The sequence below is a fragment of the Capsulimonas sp. genome (genome assembly GCF_039929585.1).
In the GTDB taxonomy this organism is placed as follows: Bacteria; Armatimonadota; Armatimonadia; order Armatimonadales; family Capsulimonadaceae; genus Capsulimonas.
The window spans coordinates 1-24494 of sequence record NZ_JBDSQY010000076.1 but is presented as its reverse complement, the minus strand read 5'-3'; the positions used below and the strand labels follow the sequence as shown (position 1 = coordinate 24494).

The following is a 24494-nucleotide window of genomic DNA, read 5'->3' as shown; positions in this document are numbered from 1 at the left end:
AGCCAACACAACGCCGCGATGTCAGACATGTACGGATTCGCCGGAAACGGAGGCCGGGGCAGGCTCCTCGCTCAGCAAACTTCGACGCTCGGCGGGAGAGAGAATCACACGAGCGAACATACGCTGCGAAACGCGCCAGATCGGCGCCAGTCCCTCGACATCCTCCGGGTTGGCGAGCGGCTCCACCGCGAACAACGGCCCGGTGGCGGCATTGAAGTAGGAGCGTCCCCACCAGTTTTTCGGCCGCTGCTCCTCCATCTTCGCGAGCGCCGAGCTCAAATCGCGATGCGTGCCCAGCAGGCGCGCCGCCTCTCGGTCGGCGTGAACTATCGACTGCGAGTCATAGCCGATCCTGAGGATCAGATTGCAGGGAAGGATTAGAAACGCCATGAGAACGCGCTCCACAATCGTCAGCCCAGTCTTACGGTCAATCGCAAGCTTCTTTCGCAGCAAGTTTTTCCAGTCACCAGTCGTCGCGCCGTAAATCGGGAGCCCGGCGATGGCGGTCGCCACCGACCAGACCGGCGCTTCTTTATCCGCAAGGCGCATCAGCATCATTGTGATGACCGCCTGTACTTCTTCACGGGTCAAATATTTGGTCAAACCGTTCGTCACAACGATCACGTTCCCCCGGTCGCGGCGCGGAACGACAAAGGCGTTCGGCGCGGAGATCGGGATCGCGTAAAGAAGTGGAGACTCGATGCCGATTTCCCGGCTAAGTTCCCGGATCATATCGTTCATTCCTGGCGCCGTTTCACTGTCGAGCAGTTCGGCGTCATAGAGATCGAGCGCGAATTTTTCGGAAGACCAGGTGCAGACAAACCAGTTGCCAACACCGACGACAATTCCCAGGAAGACTCCGACGCCCACGGCGCCCATGACCACTCCGAGAACAAATCCCATCAGCGTCCATAGGAGGCAGGACGTGATAAACAAGCCGAACATTCTAAGGGGTGCTCTTAACACGGTGTATCTCCTCGATAGGCGTCCGCGCCCTCTGATGCATCCCTTTACCCACCCCGTTCCAGGATCGAAACGGCGCAAGCAAGTAGGCAGCGAGTGCGCTGGGTGAATTTCAGTCGCCCATCAATGCTCGAATTATCCCGCTCGACGTGGCCGATCGAAGGGTTCAACCTCATGGATTGATGAGCTGGCGCGCTGTTCGAGAACCGACTTAATCTACTGTGACTGATTCAGGCTAAGATTTGTTCCCGAATATTTGAAAATATTTTAAACATTGACAGGCAGGCAAACATAAAACAGAGTGCAAATAATTTAGAGGTACAAACATACATTTAGCTTAAGTAATTGAACAAAAGAATCTCAGGTCGCTTGCTTTCACTTGTTGGCGTATACCGTACAATAGTGGCATGAAATTCGTTTCTACTCTCTGAAACCGATCAGATCAATCTCACAGCCGTATATCGCAGCGGCCCCTCTCACCGCCAACGTCAGCGCGCGCAAGCCGTGCTACTGAGCGGCCAGGGATATACACTGGATCAACTTTCGCAGATTGTGCAAACCGACCCCGCCACTATCAGTCGATGGCTTGATCAGTGGCAAGAGCACGGACTACCAGGACTCAGTGACGCCCCAAAATCAGGACATCCACGCAAAATCGACGCGGTTCTCGAAGCGCATCTGCGCGATGTCCTGCAAAATCCAACGCCCAATCTCAAAGCCGCCCTAGAGGATGCGCTCGAAAAAAGGGGGTCTCGATAAGCTGGCCAACCGTCAAACGCGCCTTGCGAAGAGGCAGCTATACTTATCGTCGCACTCGCCGAAGCCCAGCCAAAGCTCCTGCGGCAGAAGTCCAAGCACGAACGGTGCGCGCTCTTTGGCGCATGCATCGTCTCGAAGAACAAGGCCATTGCCAGCTGTTTTACGGGGACGAAAGCGGCTTCTGTCTCCAGCCTTGTGTTCCTTACATGTGGCAGAAGAAAGGCGAGACAGTCTGCCTCCCGTCGCAAGCTCACTCAAAGCGGCTCAACGCGGTCTCGTTTCTGAGCAAAGACAACCAGATCCACACCTTTCTGGGGTGCGAGTCCATTACGGCTCGGCACATGATCTACAGTCTCGATAAGATCGCCAGCCAGATCACCATCCCGACTGTGATTGTTTTAGACAACGCCAGCATTCATCGCGCGAAGATCATTCGAGAAAAGCAAGCTCAGTGGAAGAAGCAAGGACTACGCCTCTTCTTCCTGCCGCCGTACTGTCCGCATCTCAACAAAGTCGAGACCCTGTGGCGAATGGTCAAGTACCGATGGCTTGCTCCCAAAGACTACGCCAGCTTTGAAAGCCTCTGCAAAAGTGTCGAAAATATCCTAGCCAAAATCGGCCAAGAATATCGGATTTCTTTTGCGTAGGTACTTAGCAATCAGGGTACACTAAAATTCCCAATAGCGAAAGGAGGGTACAGACAACATTTAGATAAAACACCGTACAGTACGTCTAATCTCGGCTTGAAGAAATATGGCTTTCAACAGGTTTACTCGCTTGACAAGGAGATAATATGCCGCACGTCAAAATCACTCTTAATTCTATCCAATGTTTATCAACAACTGATAATTTTCTTGAAGGAAGTTCCGATGAACTTCGTTGTCTAATTGAAAATCGACAAGTATACGTAAACTCTGGGCAGAATCCGGTTATTCAGTTTGGGAACACATTTAAGGTGTTAGGAACAAGCGAAATTGGTGATTTTAGCCCAATGCAGCAGGCGCAATTCATTGGCAAGGTTTTGTTCGATGCGGATGTAGACCCGGCAGACGTACCGTATGGACTTTATTTGTTGTTCTTCGATGAAGATAATCCAGTTAACATCGAGATCAATGGTTTTCCTATATCGATTGGAGGCAATGATGATATTGGCATTATTGGCTTCCGAGTCATTCCATTCGAGGCAGAGCCAGCCGGTATTTTCTTTCCTCAAGTAGCTTATAATACAAAGTCTACACCCTTTCCTGGTGGAGACAACGTTAATGGAATAGATTATCAAATCGAAGGGAGCGGTGGCAAATACTCATTGTGGCTAAAGGGTGAAATTTCATAGGAAATCATTACCGAGTTAGAGTAGATTGTTTAGTCAGACTACACTACTAGTCCTTACCTAATGTTTTCGCACCTAAACTAGACTTTATCCATTTACCACCACCGCGATCAGAAGGGTAGCGAATCTATCATTGGTTTTATGCATATCGGTTCTTGAGAGCGAAATGCATAAATGCTGTTGAGAGTTATTGTGAACTGTCAGATTAAGATGGAGTAGCGTTTTCAGAAATGGATAGAGCCTAGATGACACGATGCGCTCACCTAATCAAATAGTTAGGTGAGCGCTTTAAACATTCAGAACATCACGCGATGTTTTTGCGCGGCGACGCTCAGCAGAATACCGACGGCGGACATGTTGACGATGAGGCTGCTGAGGCCATAGGAGAAAAATGGCAGGGGAACACCGACGACGGGCATAATGCCCATTGTCATTCCGGCGTTGACGACTGTGTGGAAGGTGAGCATGGAAAGCACGCCGGCGGCGAGCAGGCGGCCGAGGGTGTCTTTGCAGTCGGCGAGGATCATGACCCCGCGCTCCAGCACGAAGAGGTACAGGGCGAGCAGCGCGACGCATGCCACGAAGCCGCCTTCTTCCCCGACAATGGTGAAGATGAAGTCGGTGTGCTGTTCCGGGATGAAGCGGCCGTTGCTCTGCTGTCCGTGCAGGTAACCCATGCCGCTCATGCCGCCGTTTCCGATGGCGATCTCACTCTGCCGAAGGTGGTATCCGGAATCGCGGGGGTCGGCGTCCGGGTTCAGGAAGACTTCCAGACGGTTTTTCTGATAGTCCTTGAGGACCTGGTTTCCCCCAATCGTGGGATTGAAGTGCCAGATGGCCGCGAATAAAAGAACCCCGGTCCCGAGGATCAGCAGCAGATGCTTGATGTTCGCGCCGGCAATCGCCGTAATTCCAAACCAAATCGCGAGGATCACAAGCGCTGTGCCGAGGTCCGGCTGCTTCGCGATCAGCAGCATGGGAATACCGATATGTCCCAGCGACTTCAGCAGCGTCGGCCACTCACGAATGGTTTCAATGTTCTCTGCAAGATACAGAGAGAGCGTGCCGATGAGGATGATCTTGGCGAACTCGGAGGGCTGGATCTGGATCGGGCCAAGCGCGATCCAGCGCTGCGCGCCGTGCGATGAATGGCCGAAGTGGAACAGCACGACCAGCAGCAGAAATAAGTTCAGGGGATAGAGGTATCGTGCGAAGCGCTTGAGCAGCGTTTCGTACTCCCGGGTCGCCAGAAACAAGATGAGAGAGGATCCGAGCACGATCCCAACAACCTGCTTGCGGAAGAAATCCATCCCGTGCGGATCGTTATGCACCGCGCTCTTGATGGATAGCAGTCCGCCGCAGCAAATCAGGAGCACGGCCGCGAAGAGGCCGAAGTCCAGCTGCCGAATGCCCTGTTTTTGCACGGTCATGGTAGGCCTTATCATACCACGAAATCCCTTACAAAGGTTTCCATGCTTCCGCGCGCAGCGGGGCGCAATAACGCTCGATGATACACGTTGCAGGCGCCCGGTGTTTCGGGTACAATCCTAAACAGCATCATTTGGCGTTCGAAAGGGTTTGCAACGTGCGCCTTTGCCCCCCCCGGCCCGCGCTTGTGTTTCTTCTCGCTGCTTTCGGGTTTTCAACGGCTCCCGTTCTCGCTGCGGATACAGATACCGCTCCCGCCGCGTCCGCCGCGCAAGGCCTTAGCCCTGTCGCGCATAAGACGCTGGCGAATGGCCTCCAGGTTCTCGTCGCTCCTTCAGGGAACGCCGACCTGGTGACGCTCGACGCCTGGGTGGGTGCTGGAACACGCCGCGAGACCGCCGAAAACAACGGCGCCGCCCACTTCATCGAGCATCTTCTCTTCAAAGGCACGCCCACGCGCCAGCCAGGAGAGATCGACGCGGCGATTGAAGACCTTGGCGGCTCGATGAACGCCGCGACTTCCTACGACTGGGCGCATTTTTACGTCACCGTCGGAGCGTCCGACGCTCCGCCCGCCCTCGACATTCTCTCCGATGTGCTCATGCATGCCGAGCTGCGCCAGCAGGACATGGACCAGGAGCGCCCGGTCATCCTGAGCGAGATGGCCCGGCAACTGGCCGATCCCGCGCAGCGGATCGCCCGCATGCTGAATGCGATCACCTTCCCCACCCATCCTTACGGCCGCCCGCTGCTTGGCCCGCCAGCGCACATCACGTCGATGACGCGCAAAACAGTCCAGGATTTCTACCACGCGTACTATGCGCCGGGCAATGTCACCCTGGTGCTCACGGGGAAGATCACACCCGAGCAGGGCTTCGCCATGGCGGAAAAGGCGTTTGGCAAGTGGCCCGAGCGCCCCATACCCGACGATAAAGTGCTGTCGGAGCCGAAACAGACCGAGATCCGCACGCGCGCCATGAACGCCCCGGTCTCGAAGGGTTATCTGACCATTGGATTCCGCGCACCCTCCGTCCGCGATCACGCCACCGCCTACGCCATGGACGTGCTGCTGACGATCCTTGGACAGGGCGGACATAACCGTCTCAAGGACGATCTTCAGGACAAGCAAAAGCTCCTGACCGGTGTGAGCGCCAATTACCTCACCCAAAAGGATGAGGGGCTAATGACGATCACCGCGATCTTCGAGCCCGGCAATCGGGACGAAGCTCTGAAGGCGATCCTAGGCGAGATTGATTCGCTGCGCACGAAGCCGGTTTCGGAAAAGGAATTGGCCGCCGCGAAGCATTCCCTGCTGGCGTCCTATCTTTTCGACGTGCAGACCACGAGCGGACGAGCGAACGCGCTGGGCTTCTACAACATGATCGATTCGTATCAGTACGATACGGCGTACATCACGCAGTTCGAAAAGCTCACCCCGGCCGATGTGCAGAACGTCGCCGTTCGATACCTCGATCCTGAAAAATATTCCCTGGTCACGCTGCTTCCGGTCACGGACCCGGCCACGGCGACCAGCGACGCCGGCTCCGAATCGATCCCGGCGCAGCGCCTGCACGGCGATTCCAACACTGCGGCGCAGCGTCCGGAAACGACCTCGACCGATGCATCCCGGCTTTAGGAGTACCCGCGTGTCCCGAACTCTCTTCGCAACCGCCGCCTGCGCCCTGCTCTGGATTTCCAGCGCCGCGATAACGCACGCCCAAACCGCCGAGGCGCCTGCGGCGTCCGCTCCAGAGCCAGCCGCCGCGCAGCCGAGCGCCATTTATCGGACTACCCTGCCGAGCGGCATGAAAATCGTCTGCCGCCAGGAAGCCGGAGCGCCGCTGGTGGCGGTCAATGTCTTCGTCACCGTCGGTAGCGGCCTGGAAACGTCGCAAAACGCCGGGATCGGCAGTTTCGTCGCGCGCACCCTGCTTGCCTCAACCTCCATCCGATCGCAGCAAACGATCCAGGGCGAAATTGCGGACCTTGGCGGCAGTTTCGATGTCTCACGCCAGCCCGACTGGACCCGCATCTCCGCGCTGTGCGTCAGCGACCATTTCCCGAACATGATCGACCTGCTTACGGATGTGCTGAAGAACGCCACGTTCGACACGGACGTTGTGGAAGAGCGCCGCGCCGATGTGCTTTCGGACATCAATGACAGCGACGCCGGCTTGTTCACCGTCACCTACAACGGCGTTCGCAGCCGCCTGTTCGCCAGCAGCGGGTACGCGCTGCCCGCAGTCGGAACGACCAAGAGCATTCAGCGCATCACCCGTCGCCAGATTCAGCAGTATTATCTGAGATATTACGTCCCGCAGAACATGACTGTCTCGGTTGTCGGAGACATTGCGCCTGAGGACGCCGTTCGCGAGATCACGCATGGGATGGCGGATTACCAGTCGACCGTGCGGGGAACACGCCGCGTAGGGGCGCCGCTCGTCGAGCTTCCGGTCCTCTCAGGCTCGCCCGAGCCGTTCCATTCCACCATGAGCGATCTCACGCAAATCTGTGTGATGTCCGGGTTCCGGGCGCCGTCGATGTCCAACCCCGATTACTTCGCGCTGCAAGTGGCGAATGCACTGCTGGGCGGAATGAAGACCTCACGGATGTTCACCAACCTGCGCGAAAAGCAGGGACTGGCCTACGACCTCGGCTCGTTCTACTCGCCCCAGCTTTATTCCGGCGATCTGACCGCCTATGTCTTTGCCGCCGCGCGCCCTTCGACGGACGCCTCGGCCAACACCGAGGCCATCGCCAAGATCCGACAGCTGCTGCTGGATCAGATCACCGATCTGCAAATGAAGCCTGCGACGGACACGGAAATCAACCGGGCCAAGCATTATTTGATCGGCTCGCAAAAGATCAAGCACGAGCGGATCGAGGACCGATCTTATCTGCTCGGTCTGGCCGAAATCTCCTCGAACGACAAAGGCAACCTGGACGAAGAGTTCACCCAGAAAATTAACGCCGTCACCTCCGCCGATGTTCAGCGCGTCGCAAAAAAATACTTCGCGCATCCGGCGATCGCGGTGGTCGAACCGGACTCTAAGAACGGCGGGGTTGTGCTGCGGTAGAGCGATAATCGTACCCGATCACATCCCGCCGGCCCAGCCCTGAAATCAGCCATTCCAAACGCACGCCGGATTCTTCGACACGGAGTTCCGCCGAGTAGCAATCTTCCTTGCACTGATGCCCGTTGACCGAACGCCAGCACCCGTCGCCTTCGTGCTCCAGATCGAAGAGCAGCACGGGCCGACCGGCTCCCATTCTCAGATGCTCCAGCCGCACCCGGTCGTCGCCGGTTCGCGACCACCGATAGACGTTGCGGAATCGGAACTCCCTGCCCTCCGGCGATTTCCACCGTCCGAATTCGCGAAAGATCACCTGATCTCGTGTCGCCGTTTCGATCAGCACATCGCCCTCGCCGACCGCGTTCCATCCTGCGGCGCTGTTGCTCGACGCCGCGAACGATAGCTGGCAAACGCCGCCCAGCTGAAGGAGCAGCCAATCCGCGCTCGTGATAGGATTGTCATCTTCCGTCATTTAATCTTCTCTTAACCGATCTCCGGTCGCCGTCACGGTATAATCCCCACATCCCTTGTCGTATTCAGGAGCGGGTTTTGAAGCAAATCAGTCGTCGTGAGTTTTTACAGATCGCGGGAGGCGTCACGTTTCTCGCGCTCATCCCCAATGGGCGCGGCTTATTCGCCGCAGCGCCCGAAAGCAATCTGCCCCTCTTTACTGTTCTTCCCTATATTCAGCCCGGCTCCGCAAGCGTGCTCAAAGAAAATGCCGACACGCTCGTCGTCGCCTGGCAGACCGAAAATCAGGCGGCCGACTTCACGGTGTCCTACGGCTCCTCCAAAAAGTATGGGCAAAGCGCCGTTATTACCAAGGGCGAACGAACGATTGACGATCCGGGGCAAGGGGAAGTTCCGCATAAGCATTTGAACTACAGCGCCGAACTGACGGGATTAAAGCTCGGGCGCAAGTATTATTACCGGGTTTCCGGCAATGGGAAGGTCATTGCCGAAGGCTATGCGACGACCCGACAGCAACGCGGGCGCAAAATCCGATTTGTCACGTTTGGAGACAATTCGTATGGCGGCGTCAGCGACCACCGCATCGCGTACCAGGCCTACATGGCGAAGCCCGACTTTATCATGAACACCGGCGATAACGTCTATCAGAGCGGCCTCGACCATGAGTACGCCAAGTTCTTCTTCCCGGTCTACGACGCCACCGTCGCCGGACTGGAGCTTGGCGCTCCCCTGCTCCGCTCGGTCCCGTTCTATACCGTCCTCGCCAATCACGACGTTCCCGGCCGCGATGCCCAGGGACGGGAGGCGGGAGACTTTACAAAGCACAGCGACGCCCTTGGCTATTACACAGCGATGCATCTCCCGCGCAACGGCCCCGCCACACTGACGTCTCCCACCCCGACCGTCTGCGCCGATCCCGCCATTCTCCAGCAATTTCAGGAGTGCGCCGGCAATCGTTTCCCACAGATGGCGAACTATTCGTTCGACAACGGCGACGCCCACTTTCTCTGCTTGGACGCCAACACATATGTCGATCCCACGGACAAAGCATTGCAGGACTGGATCGAGCAAGACCTCGCAGGCACGGACGCCCGCTGGAAGTTCGTCGTGTACCACCAGCCTGCGTTCAACGTCGGCAAGGAGCACTACAAAGAGCAGCAGATGCGCGTGCTGTGTCCGATCTTCGAAAAGCACGGCGTGGACATCGTTCTCAACGGTCACGAGCACACATACCAGCGCACGATGCCGATCCAGTTTACGCCGACCGATCTGACCCGGGCCACACACACGAACACGCGTGACCGGATCATTCCCGGCCAGCTGACGATCGACCGTGAGTTCGACGGCAAAGACAAAACCCGCCCCAGCGGCGTCATTCATCTGACAACGGGGGCGGGCGGCAATATCATGTACGAACCGGAGTTCACGGACAGTCCTGAAAGCTGGGTATTCACGGACGGCGACGAAAACCACTACGTCGCAAAGTTCCACTCCCAGCAGCATTCACTCACCGTCATCGAGATCGATGGACGCTCGCTGACACTACGGCAGATCAGTGAGTTTGGTGATGAGATCGATCGGATTCACGTGACTAAGGCGTGAACCATTTGTCGTGCGGCGTTTGATTGATGTAGTATTGCTCCAGGCGCATGGCTTTGACGTGGCCATCCATGAAGGCGAGATTGGAGCGGTCGAAGTGGCGATTGGAAGGGCGCGCGTCGGCGGGATCCGTCAGCGCGCCTTCCGGAGGCCCGTCGGGGTTCGGCAGGATGAATGCATCGGGCCGGTTTGTTTTGAAATCATCCTCGGTTCCCACTTCCCCCAGCATAATCGTGTCGGAGGGAGTTTGGAAGGCGCTCAGTGGAAGAACCGGCGGCAATGGAAAATCGGTAAGATCGACAAACGCCAATTCGTTGAGGCCGTAGGAGCTAACCTTCGCCGCGCCGTCCGAGGGGCAGAGCCGGATCTGGCTGTTTTTGACGTAGGGGTTGATCAGCTCCGGCCAGAGGATCTCTTCGTCATCAGGCGTCTTGAGCTCCACCGGCGGCAGATATTCGTCATGGTCCTGGGCGTACATCAGCACGCCCAGCGCGAGCTGCTTTTCATTGGAGGAGCACGCTGTCTGGCGCGCCTTCTCGCGGGCTTTCGCAAACGCCGGAAAAAGAATGGCCGCGAGGATCGAGATAATCGCGATCACGACGAGAAGCTCGATCAGTGTAAATCCCTGACGCTGCATAATGACCTCCAGAGGCTGCGATCAAATCTCAAACCGCATGCCGTCATTATACAACGAGACACAGAAAAATTAGTAAATTCTAATATTCCAAATGAAAACGAATGTCGCTATTTTGGAAACATCCCGGCAACATTACCCCGCTATACTCACACTATCGTCTCACAACGCCGCGAGACATCTGAAATCTTCTCTTTGAGTAAGACATCCACCGGCAGCGCTGCCCCACTTCGTTTTGACCGCTCCGTCTTTACAGGGGACTCGCAGCAATGTCTGAAAAGAAAAAACTCGTCGTCATCGGCAACGGCATGGCCGGCGCGCGCACGGTGGAGGAGATCCTTCAGCGCGGCGGCGCGGCGCAGTACGACATCACCGTGATCGGCGATGAGCCGCACGGCAACTATAATCGTATTCTGCTGTCCAATGTTCTGAGCGGCGCCCAGTCTCCGTCGGAAATTTATCTCAATCCCCTCACCTGGTATCGCGAAAACAACATTACCCTGCATGCGCCGATGCGCGCGGCGCGGATCGATCGCGCGGCGAAAGTCGTTTTTGCCTCTGCGGTCGGCGGCAGGGCCGACGCCGAGCCGATGTCGCTGACTTACGACACGCTCATTATCGCCACCGGCAGCCGCCCGTATGTCCCGCAAATGGAGGGACTGCGCACCTCGGACGGCGCCGATAAGCCGGGCGTCTGCGTGTTCCGAACTCTGGACGACTGCCATAAGATCGCGGGATGCGCCAACAAGTGCGAGCGCGCCGTAGTCATCGGCGGCGGACTGCTCGGTCTGGAGGCGGCGCGGGGACTGCTGAAATATGGCGTGGAAGTTCATGTCGTGCACATTGGCGCAAACCTGATGAGCGCGCAGCTGGACGCACAGGCGGCGGCGCTGCTCAAGGCGCAGATAGAGCGCATGGGCATCCACGTCCATCTGAATAAATCGACGACGGCGGTTTTAGGAGAGGATTGCGTCACCGGCCTGGCCTTCGCCGATGGAACCTCGCTCGCGTGTGACATGGTCGTCATCTCCACCGGCATTCGCCCGAACGCCGAGATCGCCAAAGAGTGCGGCCTCGCCGTGGAGCGCGCCATTGTAGTCGACGATCAAATGCGCTCGGTGACGGACCCGGATATTTACGTAGTCGGCGAGTGCGCGCAGCATCGGGGCGTCACCTATGGCCTGGTCGCGCCGCTCTGGGAGCAGGGACAGGTGCTCGCGGACCATGTCACCGGCCGCAAGCCCACCGCCGCTTACAAAGGCTCCAAGCTCGTGACAAAGCTCAAGGTCATGGGGATCCAATTGGTGTCGATGGGCGTCACGCAGCCGATGCATGATACCGATGAAGTCGTCCTATTCATGGAGAGCCGCAAGGGGATCTATCAGAAGCTGATCATCCGCGACGACACACTGATCGGCGCGATCATGCTGGGCGACACGGAAAAAGCATCGGCGCTGATCCAGGCGTTCGACCATGCCTCCCCGCTCTCCGAGCTGCGCCGTGAACTGCTATTCGACAGCGCCCCGCCCGCAGGCGCCTCTTCCAAGAACAAGCTGCTGGAAATGCCCGACGCCGTGAAGGTCTGCAACTGCATCGGCGTCACCAAGCGCGATATCCGAAAATGCGTGGAAGGCGGCTGCCGCACGCTCGAATCCGTCCAGGCCGCTACCCGCGCCGGCTCCGGCTGCGGAACCTGCAAGCCCCTGGTCAAAGATATCGTCGAATGGGTCGCCGACGGCGGCGAAACCCCGCCGCCCACACAGCCATCCAGCGAGATCCCCGCCCTGCTCGCCGACCTTCCCTTCGCAAAGCCCGAAGTTGCGGGGGCCATCAAAGTCCTGATGCGCGAGCTGATGGACTGGGCGAGCAAAGATTAAGCCCGTGTTCGTGAACATTCTTTGTGGAGCCGGAGGTAGCATCATTCCTCAAAGGAATAAAGCTGCCGGGCGACGAATTGTGACTTCGACATGAAACGTTCATTCCCCCAAGAATGAGTACCTATTAATGAGCATGATTTATAGCCTTGTCCAGCTCCGCGCGGACAAAATCGCAATGCTGATGGAACGGCCAGAGCTAATCCGGCCACTCCTGGGATTAAGCTCCAAATCACCGAAGCGCGCCCAGTCGCCGGCGGATGATGTAATTGCAAATGACTTTGATAATGACAGCCTACCAAAAACGGATCTTGAAAAGGCATGGCACGGCCTGCATTTTCTGCTGACAGGCTCCGATTGGGAAGGCGATCTGCCTTACGCGTATTTGCTGCTGGGCGGAGCGCAGATCGGAAAAATTGACGTAGGATATGGACCGGCGCGCGCTCTCCGGCCACAAGAGGTTCGTGAATTCGACGTATGCCTGGCATCCGTTACGACGGATTTTCTAACGTCGCACTTTGATCCGAACAAAATGACCGAACTGGGCATCTATCCCTTTGCCATTGCCTCGCCGGCGCCCGACGACGACCTGCGTTATCTTCTGCTCTATTTCGAAGACCTTAAGTCATTTGTCAGTGACGCCGCAGCGCATGGACATGGCGTTGTCACCTATCTTTCCTGATTTCCGAATGTCGAAACCTTGGAGTCTCTGCTCAAGGACAATAGTTTCGCCATATTGCACGAGCAAGCACCACTTTCTCCGCGCGTTTCAATCTCAGTTCGGCGTAACGCCCCACCATTATCTCACACGGCTGCATCTCCAGAAAGCCGATCGGCGGCTGCGGCAGACACAAGACTCTGTCTCGGAAATCTGCCTGAACGTCGGTTTCTCCAGCTTCTCCTCGTTCAGCGCCTTGTTTCGCCGGCATTACGGGGCGTCGCCGACGGAATATCGAATTCGCAATTTTCGATTAGCACAGAACTATTGTCCTCGGTTAAGATGTCTTCAAAGAGGAGAGATTACGATGCCTACGCCCCAAGAAATCTTTGACGCCATCGCCGCCGGCGATCTTGCCCGTATGCAATCGCTGCTGGACGCCAATCCCGCAGCAGCAGCCGACCGAAACGCCGAAGGCGTGTCCCCGCTGCTATTCGCCCTTTATCGCGGCAAAAGCGATGTGGAGACAGAACTGCTCCGCCGTAATGCGCCGATGGATATCTGGGAAGCGGCGGCGGCAGGCGAGGCTTCTATTGTCGCCAGCGAGATCGAAAAGAACCCAGACGCTGTCCACCAGCGTTCACCCGATGGCTGGCTGCCGCTGCATCTCGCCTGTTTCTTCGGCCACCCTGAAGCGGCGCTGTTGATTGTGACGCACGGCGCGGACATCGACGCCGTCTCGGGAGGATTTCGTGTTATGCCCCTGCAAAGCGCTCTTGCGAACAGTCATGAAGATATCGCGCGCATGCTGATCGAACATGGGGCGAGCGTGGAGGCGTCACCCGAAGGAAGCGATTGGTCGCCGCTGCACTACTGCGCCGCGAACGATCTTCCGGAAATCGCAGCGCTTCTGCTGGAGCGCGGAGCAAACCCAAACTCGCGGATTGCAAGCGGCGAAACGCCGCTCCAAATGGCCGATAAGGCTGGGAACACGTCAGTCACCGAGATTCTATTAAGGCATCAGAAATAACGCCGCCATGCCAGAGCAAAACCCACTCGATCGATTGCGAACACTCTGCCTGAACCTGCCGGAAACGACCGAACGGCTCAGCCACGGCGAGCCGACCTGGTTTATCCGGGATAAGAAGACATTCGCCATGTACGCCGATCGCCATCATGATGACCGGATCGCCTTCTGGTGCGCGACGCCTATGGGCGCGCAGGCGGCGATGGTGTCAGCCGAGCCCACCCGCTTCTTCTCACCGCCTTATGTCGGCTGCCGGGGCTGGATCGGCGTATGGCTGGACATTCCGGTGGACTGGGAGGAGATCGAACAGATCGTGACGGACGCCTACCGCGCGGTCGCGCCGAAGCGGCTGAGCGAGAGCCTCACAAAGTAAAAAAGATTTTCCAGTCCCCAACTATTCTCCCGCTGGTGTTCGACATAGCTCCTGAAACAAGCTTAGCGCTGACGCGCAAGCCAAACAGTCACACTTTTTCAGAGGAGAATATTTCCATGCAAACGTCCACCTTCACTCGCTTCGCTTCCATATTGTCGGCCTCTCTCCTGCTTGCTGTTGCAACAAGCGCAATCTCTGCATCGGCTAAAGGCGGCTCGACAGCGCCCACGGGCGAAGTTCCCGTCGTCACAGGTTCGGCGACTTCGTCCAGCTTTAAGCTGAACGATCTGAAGATTTCCTACAACGGTACGGTTGCCGCTGGGACGGCGACAATCGGTTATGATGCGAACGGCGTGGCCGATAGCCTGACGATCAGCCTCAGCAAGGTGAACGTTCCAGACGGTACAGTTTGCCATTTGAACTCGATTTGCGGCCGCCAGACCATCATCACAGCAACCTATTACACCACATACGGCAGGGTTTATACGGAAATCGACGGCGATATCACGATCCATAAGGGCTCGGCCACTCTTTCCCTGAGCCGCGCGAAGGGAGACATCATTCCTGACTTCCCAACGGCCACTGCAATCGGCACCTCGGAAATCCGGGTCACGGCGCCGGACGGCGTTTGGATCCTGGACGGAACGCAAGGCGCTTTCCACGCGTAAGCGCCGCCACCAAGCAGCGGCCTCATCCAATGTTACTGGATAAGGCCGCTTCTTGGCGTTTCCTAATCTCATCCCTCTTCAAATCGTGATATAATACAACGTGAACGATTTGCACGACAGTTCCACCACTGCGCCTGCCGCCCCCTTCTCTCGGCGGCGCTACGCCGACGCAGCATTTACGCTCATTGAACTCCTGATCGTCATAGGCATCATTGCGATTCTTGCCGCTATCCTCTTCCCAGTATTCCAAAGCGCCCGCGAAAAAGCCCGTCAGACCTCCTGTGTATCCAACGAACGCCAGTTGGGCCTTGCGATTGCGCAGTACACACAGGACAGCGATGAGCGGTTCCCCAACGGCGTCAATCCCGCAGCCCACCATTTCTGGTCGGGAGAAGGCTGGGCGGGCCAGTGCGCCCCTTATCTCAAGAGCGTCGCAACGCTGCGCTGCCCGGACGATCCCACTTCTTCGTATGGAGCACAAAATTTCGCCGTCTCCTACGGGTATAACATCAATCTGGTGACGCCCAGTCCCGCAGAAGAAGGCGATGTCGACAAGTCCGGCTGGTATGAAGATGTCACACCACCCGGGCTTCTGCTTGCCGAGCTCAGCGCGCCAGCCAGATCGGTAATGCTGTTCGAAGTCTCCGGCGTTACCGCGAACGTAGCGGCGCACAGTGAAGGCGCCGCCGCCGGTGGAGTGATGGGCAAAAATCTGTCTGCTTCCGGCAATGGGCTCGACAATCGTCTTTACGCACATCTCGACGACAGCACCGGAACGGATAACCGTTACGCCACGGGGCATCTTGGAGGACGTTTGACCGGCCCAACCGGGCAATTCCAGCCTGCCGCCGGCCGGCATACGATGGGCGCGAATTATCTGCTCGCAGACGGGCATGTTCGATGGATCCGCGGCGCGAATGTCTCCTCCGGACTGGTCGCCACAGCTGCGTCCGATGTGCAGGGAGCGACTGCGAATGGCTTCTCCGCCGCAGGCGCGGAAACGACACAGCCGTCCATTGTGGCGACTTTCAGCATACGATGACCCAAAATCCTCACAACAATCCCAACCTTTTCGCCATTTTGACCGACTTAGCTTATCGAGATAGGCGAGCGAATTCCACGGAGTTATCTTGCTCCTACTGACTCTCGTGTTCAGCACCGGCGAATCCGGCAGCGTACGCGCCGCCCGTAAAGGCGATCGCCGCGCGTTCGACACGCTCGTTGGCGCTTACACGGCGCCGCTGCGCGGCTTTCTCATTCGCCGAGTCGGGGCGGAGCTGGCGGACGATGTGATGCAGGAGACATGGATGGCGGCATGGGCGGCAATCAGAAGTTATAGCGGCAAATCGGGGTTCAAAGCGTGGCTCTTCGGCATTGCGCTTCACAAAGGAACCGACGCCCTGCGCACGCGCGGTCGCAGCACCGCCGTGGCGTGGTCGGATCTGCTGGAAAACACCGTGAGCAGCGGCCCCGACCCCTATGAAACCACGGTCAATTCCCATGTGATCCGAGGCGTGTTAGCCGAAATGCCCGAAGCGCAGCGGGAAGTTTTGGAGCTGTACTACTACGCTGAACTGACTTTGTCCGAGATCGCGGAAATCCTGGGAAGAAACTTGAACACCGTAAAATATCAGTTCTACCGGGCGCATGCCGCCGCCGCAGATCGACTGCCCGAATTTCAAAATCCGACAGGCGGGAGCCAGCCGTGACACACCCGAACCTCGACCAAGATTTACTGATGTTCGCCCACGGAGATCTTTCCGCGCTCGCGGCCGTTCGCATTCGCCTTCACCTAATCGGCTGCCCCGATTGCCGCCGCCGTCTGGAAGCGTTCCAAGCCACATCCGTTGGCATCGCCCGCGCCATCCACGCCAAGCGAACATCTCCCTGGTCCCCGTTCGCCGGCTGGCCGTCCACCGCAGTGCTGGTTATTATGCTTGCCGCCACCATCGCCGTTCTCACGATCGGCGCATTCATTTTTCACCAGCGCCAGGCCGCCGCGCCCCCCGCTCCCGCCAGCGCCCCCTGCCGCGCCGATCTGCCCACCGACCAGTGCCGGTAGCGGATAGAGTGCCGCCGTCCCTCGCCTGCTGCTTCGGCCACCTTGAGGCGGCGCGGCTGATACTGGAAAACAGCGCGGACATCAACGCCATCTCGGGCGGATTTCGCGTCCATGCCCCTGCAAAGCGCGCTCGCGAACCGTCACGCCGATATCGCGCGCATGCTCATCGAGCGCGGCGCAAGCCTGGAAGCGGCAATCGACGGAAGCGACTGGTCGCCCCTGCGCTACTGCGCCGAGAACGACCTGCCGGAAATCGCCGCGCTTTTGCTGGAGCGCGGCGCAAATCAATAGAAAGGCTCCACATGTTCTTTTCGGGATATGTCAGAATGTTCCGCTGCGCTGGTTGCGGCTACGAAACTTCACGGCAGTACAGCCACGCGATAGTCTACTGGGTCGGCCTGATCGCCACGTCATGCGCTGTGATGATGCCTATTATGTCGCACCGCTACGGGCATCATCACAAGTGGTGGGTGGTGATCCTCATCGCCGGCGACGTGGCGCTCCTCACCCTCTTGATTGCCGCCACAACGCGCTGGGAGAACAGGCAAATCCCTCTCAACGAATGGTGTCCGAAATGCTCCGAGCCGCTCCAGTGGACCGGCAATGGTTTCTACGACTCCTTGCTCCCAGAAACCAGTGATATTATCACCGGCGCTGGTTACTGGATCATTCATATAATTGCGATTGTCCTGATGTTAAGGATGCCGTAATGGGCGTTTCTATCTCTCCTAAGAACACTTTAAAGCTTCGGCGCTGCATACGGCTTTTCCTCAGATAGACTACTGTTGTAGTTTTACCATTGAGAGGTACGCGCACATGTGGCTGCCCCATTGCGACTATCCGCCAGATTTCTTCTTATCCCCTCTCGGTGATTATGCCTATGTGGTGACGCCTGGCAAACCAAAAACGATCCATGGATACCGTATGGGTAAAGATAGAAAGCTCCATCAGATTCTGACAATGCCGATTGACGATCGCCTGAGTTACGCCGCCGTATTCCGGCCCGTAAGCTGGCTGATCCGGTGCCAGAGCGGCAGGAGCGGAATGAGGCTGACGCTGGAAAACTGGGCGTCGCCACTTTCGATCACGATCCATTGTCCGTCTTCGAGCTGTCCGATGTCCATCGAGACGTACGGAACGTCCAACCGTCTGGCCGCCTCTATGGCAAGATCCAGCACTGCTTTGTTCTCTTCCACGCTCAGCGCGCTCAACGGATCATCGCCTTCCCAATAATATCCGTGCCCAAGGATCTCAGACCGATAGAGAAATACACGATACTCTCGGCCGATGGGGAACCCTAGGGCCGTCTTGTTGACGTGACGAATGGGTACGAGCTCACGGATGACGACGCGTCCGCGCGTGCGGCCTTCCAGGCTTAGATATTGAGATGTTAGCAGACGTACTTCTTCAAGCGACTGCGCGACGCAAGCCTTCCAGCCTCGCGCCTTGCGCGACTGCACTGCCCCTTTGACGAAGACCGGCAACCCCACCGACCGAATGGCTTCCTCACACTGATCGGGATCAGTCACAATGACGGATTTTGGCGTCAGCCCTTCAAGACGCATATACGCCCGATCAAACTCCTGCGCGCGCAGATGTTCTTCTGGGGTGTTCAGCAAGTGTATCCGCTTCTCCAGAGCTTGCTGATAAACCGTGGCGTAATGCTCCGGCGTCGGGATATATCCGTTCCAGACACCCAGCGTCTCGCGATCTTGAACGGGGATATGCGCAAACGCATCCGCCGAGTTTTCGAGGTCGTCGAAGCCCTGGGGAATATAGTAAACGCGGCATCCGGTGAGCTTGGCCGCTTCCGTGGCGGCCTGCAGCTCACGCGCGCTGGGCGTCGGCTTCAGGTAGCTGGAGGCTTCACTGAGTACAATCATAGTCCCTCTTCAATTGTCTCGTAAAACAAGCGAAAATGGCGAAGCGATATCGCCATGGCGGCGCTAAACGTTTATCACGGCAAGCTCTCGAATACACACTTTTTTGCGACAGAAAAACAGATTTTTCAGATCAATAATCTGGTAACATGCCTCGCGGAATACTGCCGAAGTAGGGACAACGTGACGATCGTATTACAGAGGAGTAACATGAAGCGAACCACCCTTGGAGTTCTCGTCTTATTGATCGCGGGGCTGGCGTCGAACGCCAACGCTGCGGGAAATAATTGGATGAACGGAATGAACGGTAACCAATCCGTCGCGCAGTTTTCGATCCCCGGAACGCACGATTCCGGCGCTCTGTCTGAGCCGGTCTCCGGAACGGCCAAATGTCAGAATCTCTCCATCACCGACCAGCTGAACGCGGGCGTCCGGTTCCTGGACATCCGATGCCGCCACATCAACGACGCCTTCGCCATCCATCATGGCCAGGTCTACGAAAACGCCAACTTTGACGATGTGCTCAACGCGGCGTTCACGTTCTTGAACGCCAACCCCAGCGAAACCGTGATCATGAGCGTGAAGGAAGAGTACACCGCTTCCGGCGACACGCGCACATTCGAGCAGACATTTGATTCGTACGTCGCGAAAAACCCAAGCCAGTGGTATCTCGGATCGGGCATCCCGACCTTGAGCCAGGCGCGCGGAAAGATCGTCCTGTTCCGCCGCTTCGGCGCCAGCTCCACGCCCAAAGGCATTGACGCTTCCAACTGGCCGGACAATACCACCTTCACCACCAGTAACACTCTGCGCGTTCAAGACAATTACAATGTTTCGAGCAACACGACGAAGTGGAGCCAGGTGCTGCAAGTCCTGAACGAAGCCTATTACGGCGCGCCGAACATGCTGTACGTCAACTTCGCCAGCGGCGTGAACAGCAGCTTCCTGGGGATTCCCAACATCCCGACCGTCTCCAACGCGATCAATCCCAACCTGACCAGTTTCTTCGCATCAAATACAGGTGGCCGTTACGGCGTGGTCATGATGGACTTTGTCAGCGCGAGCATGTGCTCGATGGTTTACAACACCAACGCGGCACTCAACTACAGCGTCGTCGCCAGCGAAAACCAGACCGTCAACTTCAGCACCCCAGTCGACGCGGCGTACGGCGCCAACAGCAGCTTCTTCAATCGATACGCCATTGCGGGAGCCTTCACCTTCAGCAACGCGAACTTCGGCGGCGATCCGATCTTTGGCGTTGCGAAATCAGGATTGGCGAAGCCGTTCCTAAAGAGCGTGACTGAAGGAAACAGCGCCACCTTCGCTGGCCCCGTGGAAGTCGCCTACGGCGCGAACGGGAGCTATGCCTACAATTGGGGCACATCCGGCACAGTGACGTTTACCAACGCCGCATTCGGCGGCGATCCGGCGCCAAACACAGCCAAAACCGGATACTTCATGCCCTATACGCCATGCGCGGACGAAAACGGAACCCTGACGTTTTCCACCCCCACCGACCTTGCCTACGGCGCGAACGGCCACTACTCCTTCCTCCACGCCTTCACCGGCACGGTCACATTCAACAATGCGACCTTCGGCGATCCTATCAGCGGCGCGGTAAAATCGGGTTATTCCCGCCCCAGCCATTAGACCGCCGAGCGTCCTTGCGGCGCCATAACACAGCCATTCGGCAGTGACCGCGCCCGTCCTCCCGGCCAACGCTGGGAGGACGGTTTGCTGTGTGCGCCAAACGATACTGTGTGTCGCACATCCTTCTGATTACAGCCGCACATAAGGCCGGCCTCGCGAACAGCTTGGAAGCGGATCGCGAGGCCGGCCTTGATTGTCGAAGCGCCGTTCTGATGGAAGCTACACGGGGGCCGCTCCGCCTCCGCCGTAGATTTTGTACCACTGGTACAGGATATCGTCGATCACCCGGGTGCTGACGGGCCGGGTCACCGTGGGCGGGTCGAGTACGAAGCCGGCGTCGCCGCGAGCGCCGCTGGAGAAGGCGTTGTCCACGTCGGCGCGCATGTCCGGAAGGGCCGGGCGGAAGCCCTGCGCAATGGCCTTCTTTTGGATATCCCGCGTCAGCAGGAAGTCCACGAACTGTTTGGCGAGCTGAGCCTCACCGTTATCCACCCAATCGGCCTTGATAATCGCTGCGGGCAGATCGATCGGCACGGTCGGAGACGGATATAAAATACGAATGTCCGTGTTGCCGCCGTCGACAGCCGCGAGCGCGTTGGTCTCGTAGGCAATGGCGGCGTCGTATTGGTCGCGCGAGCCTTTGACCAACGCATCGAGCGCTTTGCTCGTGGTGGTCTCAAACTTCGGCACGCTGCCTTCCACGCCGCGCATGAAGCTGAGGAAGCTCGGCGAGGACGGCGTCACGCCGGGATGAGATTTGCTGTACTCGGCGAACATCAGCACGACGGCCGCCTGACCGCTGTTCGACTTTGTCGGGTCGGTTTGGGCCAGCTTGAGTTTGCCCCAGCTCGCCTGCCCTCCGATCTTGCTCCAGCCCTGCGTCGCGATATCGTGCATCAGCAGCCAGGTCTTGCCGCGATACTCAGCCCGGTTCATCGCCGCCGACAGCACTTTGGCGCGGTCGTCCCAGGCGACGATCACCAGACGCGTGCTGAGAATCGTCTTGCTTTCGTCGACTACATCCTCGGAGTGCTTCCCAACCTTTGGGTTGCGCCAGTCGAGGTTGAGCTTGTCGGCCCAATAAGTATCGGCGGGGTTCCAGATCACCGGCTTGCCCTGGCCGTAGAGAATATCCTGCTTGCCTTCCCGCGAGCCACGATAATCCAAAACGATCTGCGGCTGACCGGAATGCTGCGCGTTGAACTCGTCGGCAGCCGGCCGAAGCCACGACTCAGCGCTGCGCTCGTAGTACATCAGCGCGTCTCCCGGTTTCACCGCAGGCGCGGAGGTGGCCGCCGGCGTCCCGCCGAAGTTACTGCCGCCATTGGACGTATTCGTCCCCATAGTACTCGTGGATGCTGTCTGAGGTTTCTTGCCACGTCCCTGGATAAAATGGACAACCAGGTATCCAAGCAGGAACAGCACGAGAACGCCGATAATCAGCGGGATCGGGCTAGGTCTGCCGCCGCCAGCCGACGCGATCATATTGAGCGGCCGGCCGCAGATTGGGCAGACGGGATCGGAGCCGGGCGGTAAGTCGATAAACTCGCCCGAATCCGCCTTCTGGCAATTCCCGAAATTCGTACACTTTCCACGCATTGCAGCCATCGATTAACCTTCCCGCTTGATAATGCCGACAGCCTTTTTACCGGCGTCTAAGAACCGCCGATAGACATCGTCTTGAATATTGCCCTGCCGATCCGCCTTCACCTCGTCGATGAGAGCGACCACGGATTTTTGCAGCTCCACCCGTTTGTCCACATGCATCCATTCCGCCCCGCCCAGCAGCAGCTCGACGGCCTGCCTTACGGTGCGGGTGCTTGACGCATCCAGTTTGTCCACACTGTCCACCAGGGTAGCGCCCAGCGGCACCGGATCGTTGTCAAAGCCATCCTGATCTTTGGTAACCAAGGCAAAGGAGGTGACACCTGTCGCCGGATTGGTGAGCTTTTGGATCACGTTCAGAGCGCGGCCCAGGAGCACATACGGCAGCCCCAGATCCTTCACTTCGCTCATGGTCGCCACGAATAACGGCGGGAACTGGGTTCCATCGCCTTCGCCATGGATCTCCATGCGGGCGCGGGCGCCCGTGGGGCCGCTGACGCGCTGTTCATACTTCTGACGCAGGAACGAAGTCTGCTCGACGTATCGCAGCGGGAATAGGTTCGTCACGCTAATCAGCGTAATCTCGTTGGGCTTGACCTCGCTCGGCGTCTGCGCACTGGGGATGAACTCCATCGGCACGGTGCTGCTGGCCCGGAAAGCATCGCGTAGAGCGCTGGAGAACTCCGGCCGCTTTGTGGAAATAGGAAGGATGGTCGTGAAATTGGTGATTTTCGTCGGGACGTTCGAGGGAATGCCCTCGCCGGTCTTGGCGACTTCATCGGCCTTGAACGCTACATAATTGCCCGCCATGGACACCAGCTCGCGGACATACTTCTGCACGGCCTCCATGTTGCCGCCGTACTGATCGTAGAGTTTATCCACGATGCTGTCGCCCAGTACGCGTCCCTGGTCTTTCTGATCGGCCGCCAGCAGATCGTGCGCGGACCGGGCGCTCTGCTCGGATTTCGTCTCCAGCACCTGAAGGAAACGCTCCTTGGTGATTCGCAGATTGAACGTGCCGAACGTGTAGTTATCGCCAAGCTCCATCAGAAGGTCGTCCCGGAACGCCTTGGTCTGCTTGAACTGCTCGTCCTTGTCTCGCACAAGCAGCTTGGTGAAGTTCTTGACGGTTTCCGGATCGTAAAACTTCACCAGCTGCTGGCGAAGATCGTCGTGCCCGGCGTCGGTCAGGCGCTCCCCGATCTGTTTGTTGAACTGTTCGGTGGCGGACGCGATCATGCTTGCCGCCGAGTCCACTTCACTTTGCAGCGTCGTGATTTCGCCGATCAGCGCCTGGAGCAGCCCCTTGGCGAACTTCCATGCGGCGACATTGGTGCGGTAGACGTACATCTGCTGCAGCGTATTGGCCTGATCGTCGAACAGCCTGTCCCGCTTGCCGAAGGCGGCCGCGAGTAAGTTCATATGCGCCCACTCGTTGGCGTTGTAAGCGACCTTCTGCGTAGCCGCTTCCTCGCTCTTCATCGCCGTGACGATCTTATCGTCCATCTGAACGGCGCGCTGGGTCAGCTCGGCCAGCAGGGCGTCGAAGAGACGACGGATGTCGTACATCGACTTGACGCCGTTTTTCCAGTCGTCGATCAGGTCGCGCTGGATACGAGCGGTAATCTCGCGGATATGGTCCTTGCGATCGCCTTCCTTCGTCTCATAGAAACGCGGGACACCCAGCTCGCGATATTCCTGAGAGTATCGCTTTTCGGACAGCTTCGCCAGCTCGTCCAGCCAGACTTTTGCGTTATCTTTGTAATTCTCGCGGACGAAGGTTTTGAAGTGCGGCATGATGTCCGCCCACGTCTGCGCGATGGGCAGCCAGCGCGGGTTCTTAATCTCGTCCTGAAGAATCCCCACGGACAGGCGCAAGTGGTCGTCGCTGATCAGCCACCGCTGGAGGATATCCGCCTGCTTGACGAACTCCGTGAAGCTCTGGTTCTTCGGTTCGTCGGCGAAAGACAGCGAATCGGACCAGTTGTTGTATTGCAGCTGCAGCGCCGATTGGCGCGCGAAACTGAAGGTGAGATACTCGCGGATCTCTTCTTCCGGGATCGCCAGCCGCTTGATGCCGAAGGCCATAAACCGCTTGGAGCGCTCGCCGGTGGGCGCGCCGGGCGACTGCTCGGGGGAGCCATCGCCGTTTTCCGCGTTCTCCATGCGGCGCAGGGTATCCCACTGCACGTTGCGCACGGCGATCAGCTTTTGATAGAGAAAGTTCGCCATGATGTTCGGGATATCGCCGTCCACATCCACAAACAGGCCGTTCTCATTCTCATTGGTAAAGAGATAGCAGCCGTTAAACGGATCGGTCAGCTGCAATCGAGATTTGATACCGGTGACATCGTATGGCTGCAATGCTCCGACCGAAAGGGCGTTCAGCTCCATCAGTGCGGCGTAGCCGTTCGCGTGGTAGTTTCCCGTGTCCCAATT

Annotated in this window: 23 protein-coding genes; 16 read left to right on the top strand and 7 right to left on the bottom strand. The window is 57.9% G+C overall.

Annotation, left to right across the window (positions count from 1 at the left end; genetic code table 11):
• Window positions 1–21: 21 nt before the first annotated feature.
• Entirely contained in the window at window positions 22–966 is a 945-nt protein-coding gene (locus tag ABIZ35_RS05355) for a M48 family metalloprotease (protein ID WP_348218841.1), read from the bottom strand.
• A 632-nt stretch (window positions 967–1598) separates the two neighbouring features.
• Here ABIZ35_RS05355 and ABIZ35_RS05350 point away from each other — a divergent pair.
• Both ABIZ35_RS05350 and ABIZ35_RS05345 read left to right on the top strand, forming a co-directional pair.
• Window positions 1599–2369, top strand: coding sequence for an IS630 family transposase (locus ABIZ35_RS05350; RefSeq protein WP_348218854.1), 771 nt, complete (start codon window positions 1599–1601; stop codon window positions 2367–2369).
• A 146-nt stretch (window positions 2370–2515) separates the two neighbouring features.
• Window positions 2516–3055, top strand: a complete 540-nt coding sequence (locus ABIZ35_RS05345) for a hypothetical protein (RefSeq protein ID WP_348218840.1) — start codon at window positions 2516–2518, stop codon at window positions 3053–3055.
• A 293-nt stretch (window positions 3056–3348) separates the two neighbouring features.
• On the opposite strand, the gene rodA is transcribed toward ABIZ35_RS05345, so the two are convergent.
• Window positions 3349–4482, bottom strand: coding sequence for a rod shape-determining protein RodA (rodA, locus tag ABIZ35_RS05340; protein WP_348218839.1), 1134 nt, complete (start codon window positions 4480–4482; stop codon window positions 3349–3351).
• A gap of 155 nt (window positions 4483–4637) precedes the next feature.
• On the opposite strand from rodA, the gene ABIZ35_RS05335 reads away from it, so the two are divergent.
• Complete coding sequence (locus ABIZ35_RS05335; protein ID WP_348218838.1) at window positions 4638–6116, top strand: pitrilysin family protein; 1479 nt, start codon at window positions 4638–4640, stop codon at window positions 6114–6116.
• Between the two features lie 10 nt (window positions 6117–6126).
• Window positions 6127–7557, top strand: coding sequence for a pitrilysin family protein (locus ABIZ35_RS05330; RefSeq protein ID WP_348218837.1), 1431 nt, complete (start codon window positions 6127–6129; stop codon window positions 7555–7557).
• On the opposite strand, the gene ABIZ35_RS05325 is transcribed toward ABIZ35_RS05330, so the two are convergent.
• On the bottom strand, window positions 7529–8026 hold the full coding sequence (locus ABIZ35_RS05325) for a DUF6314 family protein (protein WP_348218836.1): 498 nt from the start codon (window positions 8024–8026) through the stop codon (window positions 7529–7531). The two genes, ABIZ35_RS05330 and ABIZ35_RS05325, sit on opposite strands and share 29 nt — an antisense overlap.
• A 77-nt stretch (window positions 8027–8103) precedes the next feature.
• On the opposite strand from ABIZ35_RS05325, the gene ABIZ35_RS05320 reads away from it, so the two are divergent.
• The gene (locus ABIZ35_RS05320) at window positions 8104–9627 is read left to right on the top strand and encodes a metallophosphoesterase (protein ID WP_348218835.1); all 1524 of its coding nucleotides are present in this window, start codon (window positions 8104–8106) and stop codon (window positions 9625–9627) included.
• On the opposite strand, the gene ABIZ35_RS05315 is transcribed toward ABIZ35_RS05320, so the two are convergent.
• The gene (locus tag ABIZ35_RS05315; protein ID WP_348218834.1) at window positions 9617–10261 is read right to left on the bottom strand and encodes a DUF1559 domain-containing protein; all 645 of its coding nucleotides are present in this window, start codon (window positions 10259–10261) and stop codon (window positions 9617–9619) included. The two genes, ABIZ35_RS05320 and ABIZ35_RS05315, sit on opposite strands and share 11 nt — an antisense overlap.
• Window positions 10262–10527: 266 nt before the next feature.
• On the opposite strand from ABIZ35_RS05315, the gene ABIZ35_RS05310 reads away from it, so the two are divergent.
• From ABIZ35_RS05310 to ABIZ35_RS05265, 10 genes are all read left to right on the top strand, one after another.
• Window positions 10528–12135 carry an FAD-dependent oxidoreductase gene (locus ABIZ35_RS05310; RefSeq protein WP_348218833.1) on the top strand — a complete coding sequence of 536 codons (1608 nt, stop codon included), beginning with the start codon at window positions 10528–10530 and terminating at the stop codon, window positions 12133–12135.
• A gap of 127 nt (window positions 12136–12262) precedes the next feature.
• Entirely contained in the window at window positions 12263–12814 is a 552-nt protein-coding gene (locus tag ABIZ35_RS05305) for a YfbM family protein (RefSeq protein ID WP_348218832.1), read from the top strand.
• A gap of 343 nt (window positions 12815–13157) precedes the next feature.
• Window positions 13158–13820 carry an ankyrin repeat domain-containing protein gene (locus ABIZ35_RS05300; protein ID WP_348218831.1) on the top strand — a complete coding sequence of 221 codons (663 nt, stop codon included), beginning with the start codon at window positions 13158–13160 and terminating at the stop codon, window positions 13818–13820.
• A 7-nt stretch (window positions 13821–13827) separates the two neighbouring features.
• Window positions 13828–14190 carry an MmcQ/YjbR family DNA-binding protein gene (locus ABIZ35_RS05295; protein ID WP_348218830.1) on the top strand — a complete coding sequence of 121 codons (363 nt, stop codon included), beginning with the start codon at window positions 13828–13830 and terminating at the stop codon, window positions 14188–14190.
• A gap of 116 nt (window positions 14191–14306) precedes the next feature.
• Window positions 14307–14858 (top strand): hypothetical protein, encoded by a 552-nt coding sequence (locus ABIZ35_RS05290; RefSeq protein ID WP_348218829.1) that lies wholly within the window; start codon window positions 14307–14309, stop codon window positions 14856–14858.
• Window positions 14859–14958: 100 nt separating this feature from the next.
• Window positions 14959–15900, top strand: a complete 942-nt coding sequence (locus ABIZ35_RS05285; RefSeq protein WP_348218828.1) for a DUF1559 domain-containing protein — start codon at window positions 14959–14961, stop codon at window positions 15898–15900.
• A gap of 88 nt (window positions 15901–15988) precedes the next feature.
• On the top strand, window positions 15989–16567 hold the full coding sequence (locus ABIZ35_RS05280) for an RNA polymerase sigma factor (RefSeq protein ID WP_348218827.1): 579 nt from the start codon (window positions 15989–15991) through the stop codon (window positions 16565–16567).
• A complete protein-coding gene (locus tag ABIZ35_RS05275) occupies window positions 16564–16920 on the top strand; it encodes a zf-HC2 domain-containing protein (RefSeq protein WP_348218826.1) in 357 nt (118 codons plus the stop codon). Before ABIZ35_RS05280 ends, ABIZ35_RS05275 begins: the two co-directional genes overlap by 4 nt.
• Before the next feature lie 111 nt (window positions 16921–17031).
• Window positions 17032–17211, top strand: coding sequence for an ankyrin repeat domain-containing protein (locus ABIZ35_RS05270; RefSeq protein ID WP_348218825.1), 180 nt, complete (start codon window positions 17032–17034; stop codon window positions 17209–17211).
• 143 nt (window positions 17212–17354) lie between these two features.
• Entirely contained in the window at window positions 17355–17630 is a 276-nt protein-coding gene (locus ABIZ35_RS05265; protein ID WP_348218824.1) for a hypothetical protein, read from the top strand.
• Between the two features lie 273 nt (window positions 17631–17903).
• Here ABIZ35_RS05265 and ABIZ35_RS05260 read toward each other — a convergent pair whose 3' ends face one another.
• Complete coding sequence (locus ABIZ35_RS05260) at window positions 17904–18803, bottom strand: ATP-grasp domain-containing protein (RefSeq protein WP_348218823.1); 900 nt, start codon at window positions 18801–18803, stop codon at window positions 17904–17906.
• A gap of 207 nt (window positions 18804–19010) precedes the next feature.
• Here ABIZ35_RS05260 and ABIZ35_RS05255 point away from each other — a divergent pair, with 207 nt between their 5' ends.
• A complete protein-coding gene (locus ABIZ35_RS05255; RefSeq protein ID WP_348218822.1) occupies window positions 19011–20450 on the top strand; it encodes a phosphatidylinositol-specific phospholipase C in 1440 nt (479 codons plus the stop codon).
• A gap of 219 nt (window positions 20451–20669) precedes the next feature.
• Here the strand turns inward: ABIZ35_RS05255 and ABIZ35_RS05250 are convergent, their stop codons facing one another.
• Together ABIZ35_RS05250 and ABIZ35_RS05245 are read right to left on the bottom strand one after the other, a co-directional pair.
• The gene (locus ABIZ35_RS05250; protein WP_348218821.1) at window positions 20670–22058 is read right to left on the bottom strand and encodes a substrate-binding domain-containing protein; all 1389 of its coding nucleotides are present in this window, start codon (window positions 22056–22058) and stop codon (window positions 20670–20672) included.
• Window positions 22059–22061: 3 nt separating this feature from the next.
• Window positions 22062–24494: tubulin-like doman-containing protein (locus tag ABIZ35_RS05245; RefSeq protein ID WP_348218820.1), on the bottom strand; the 2433-nt coding region annotated here is incomplete at its 5' end.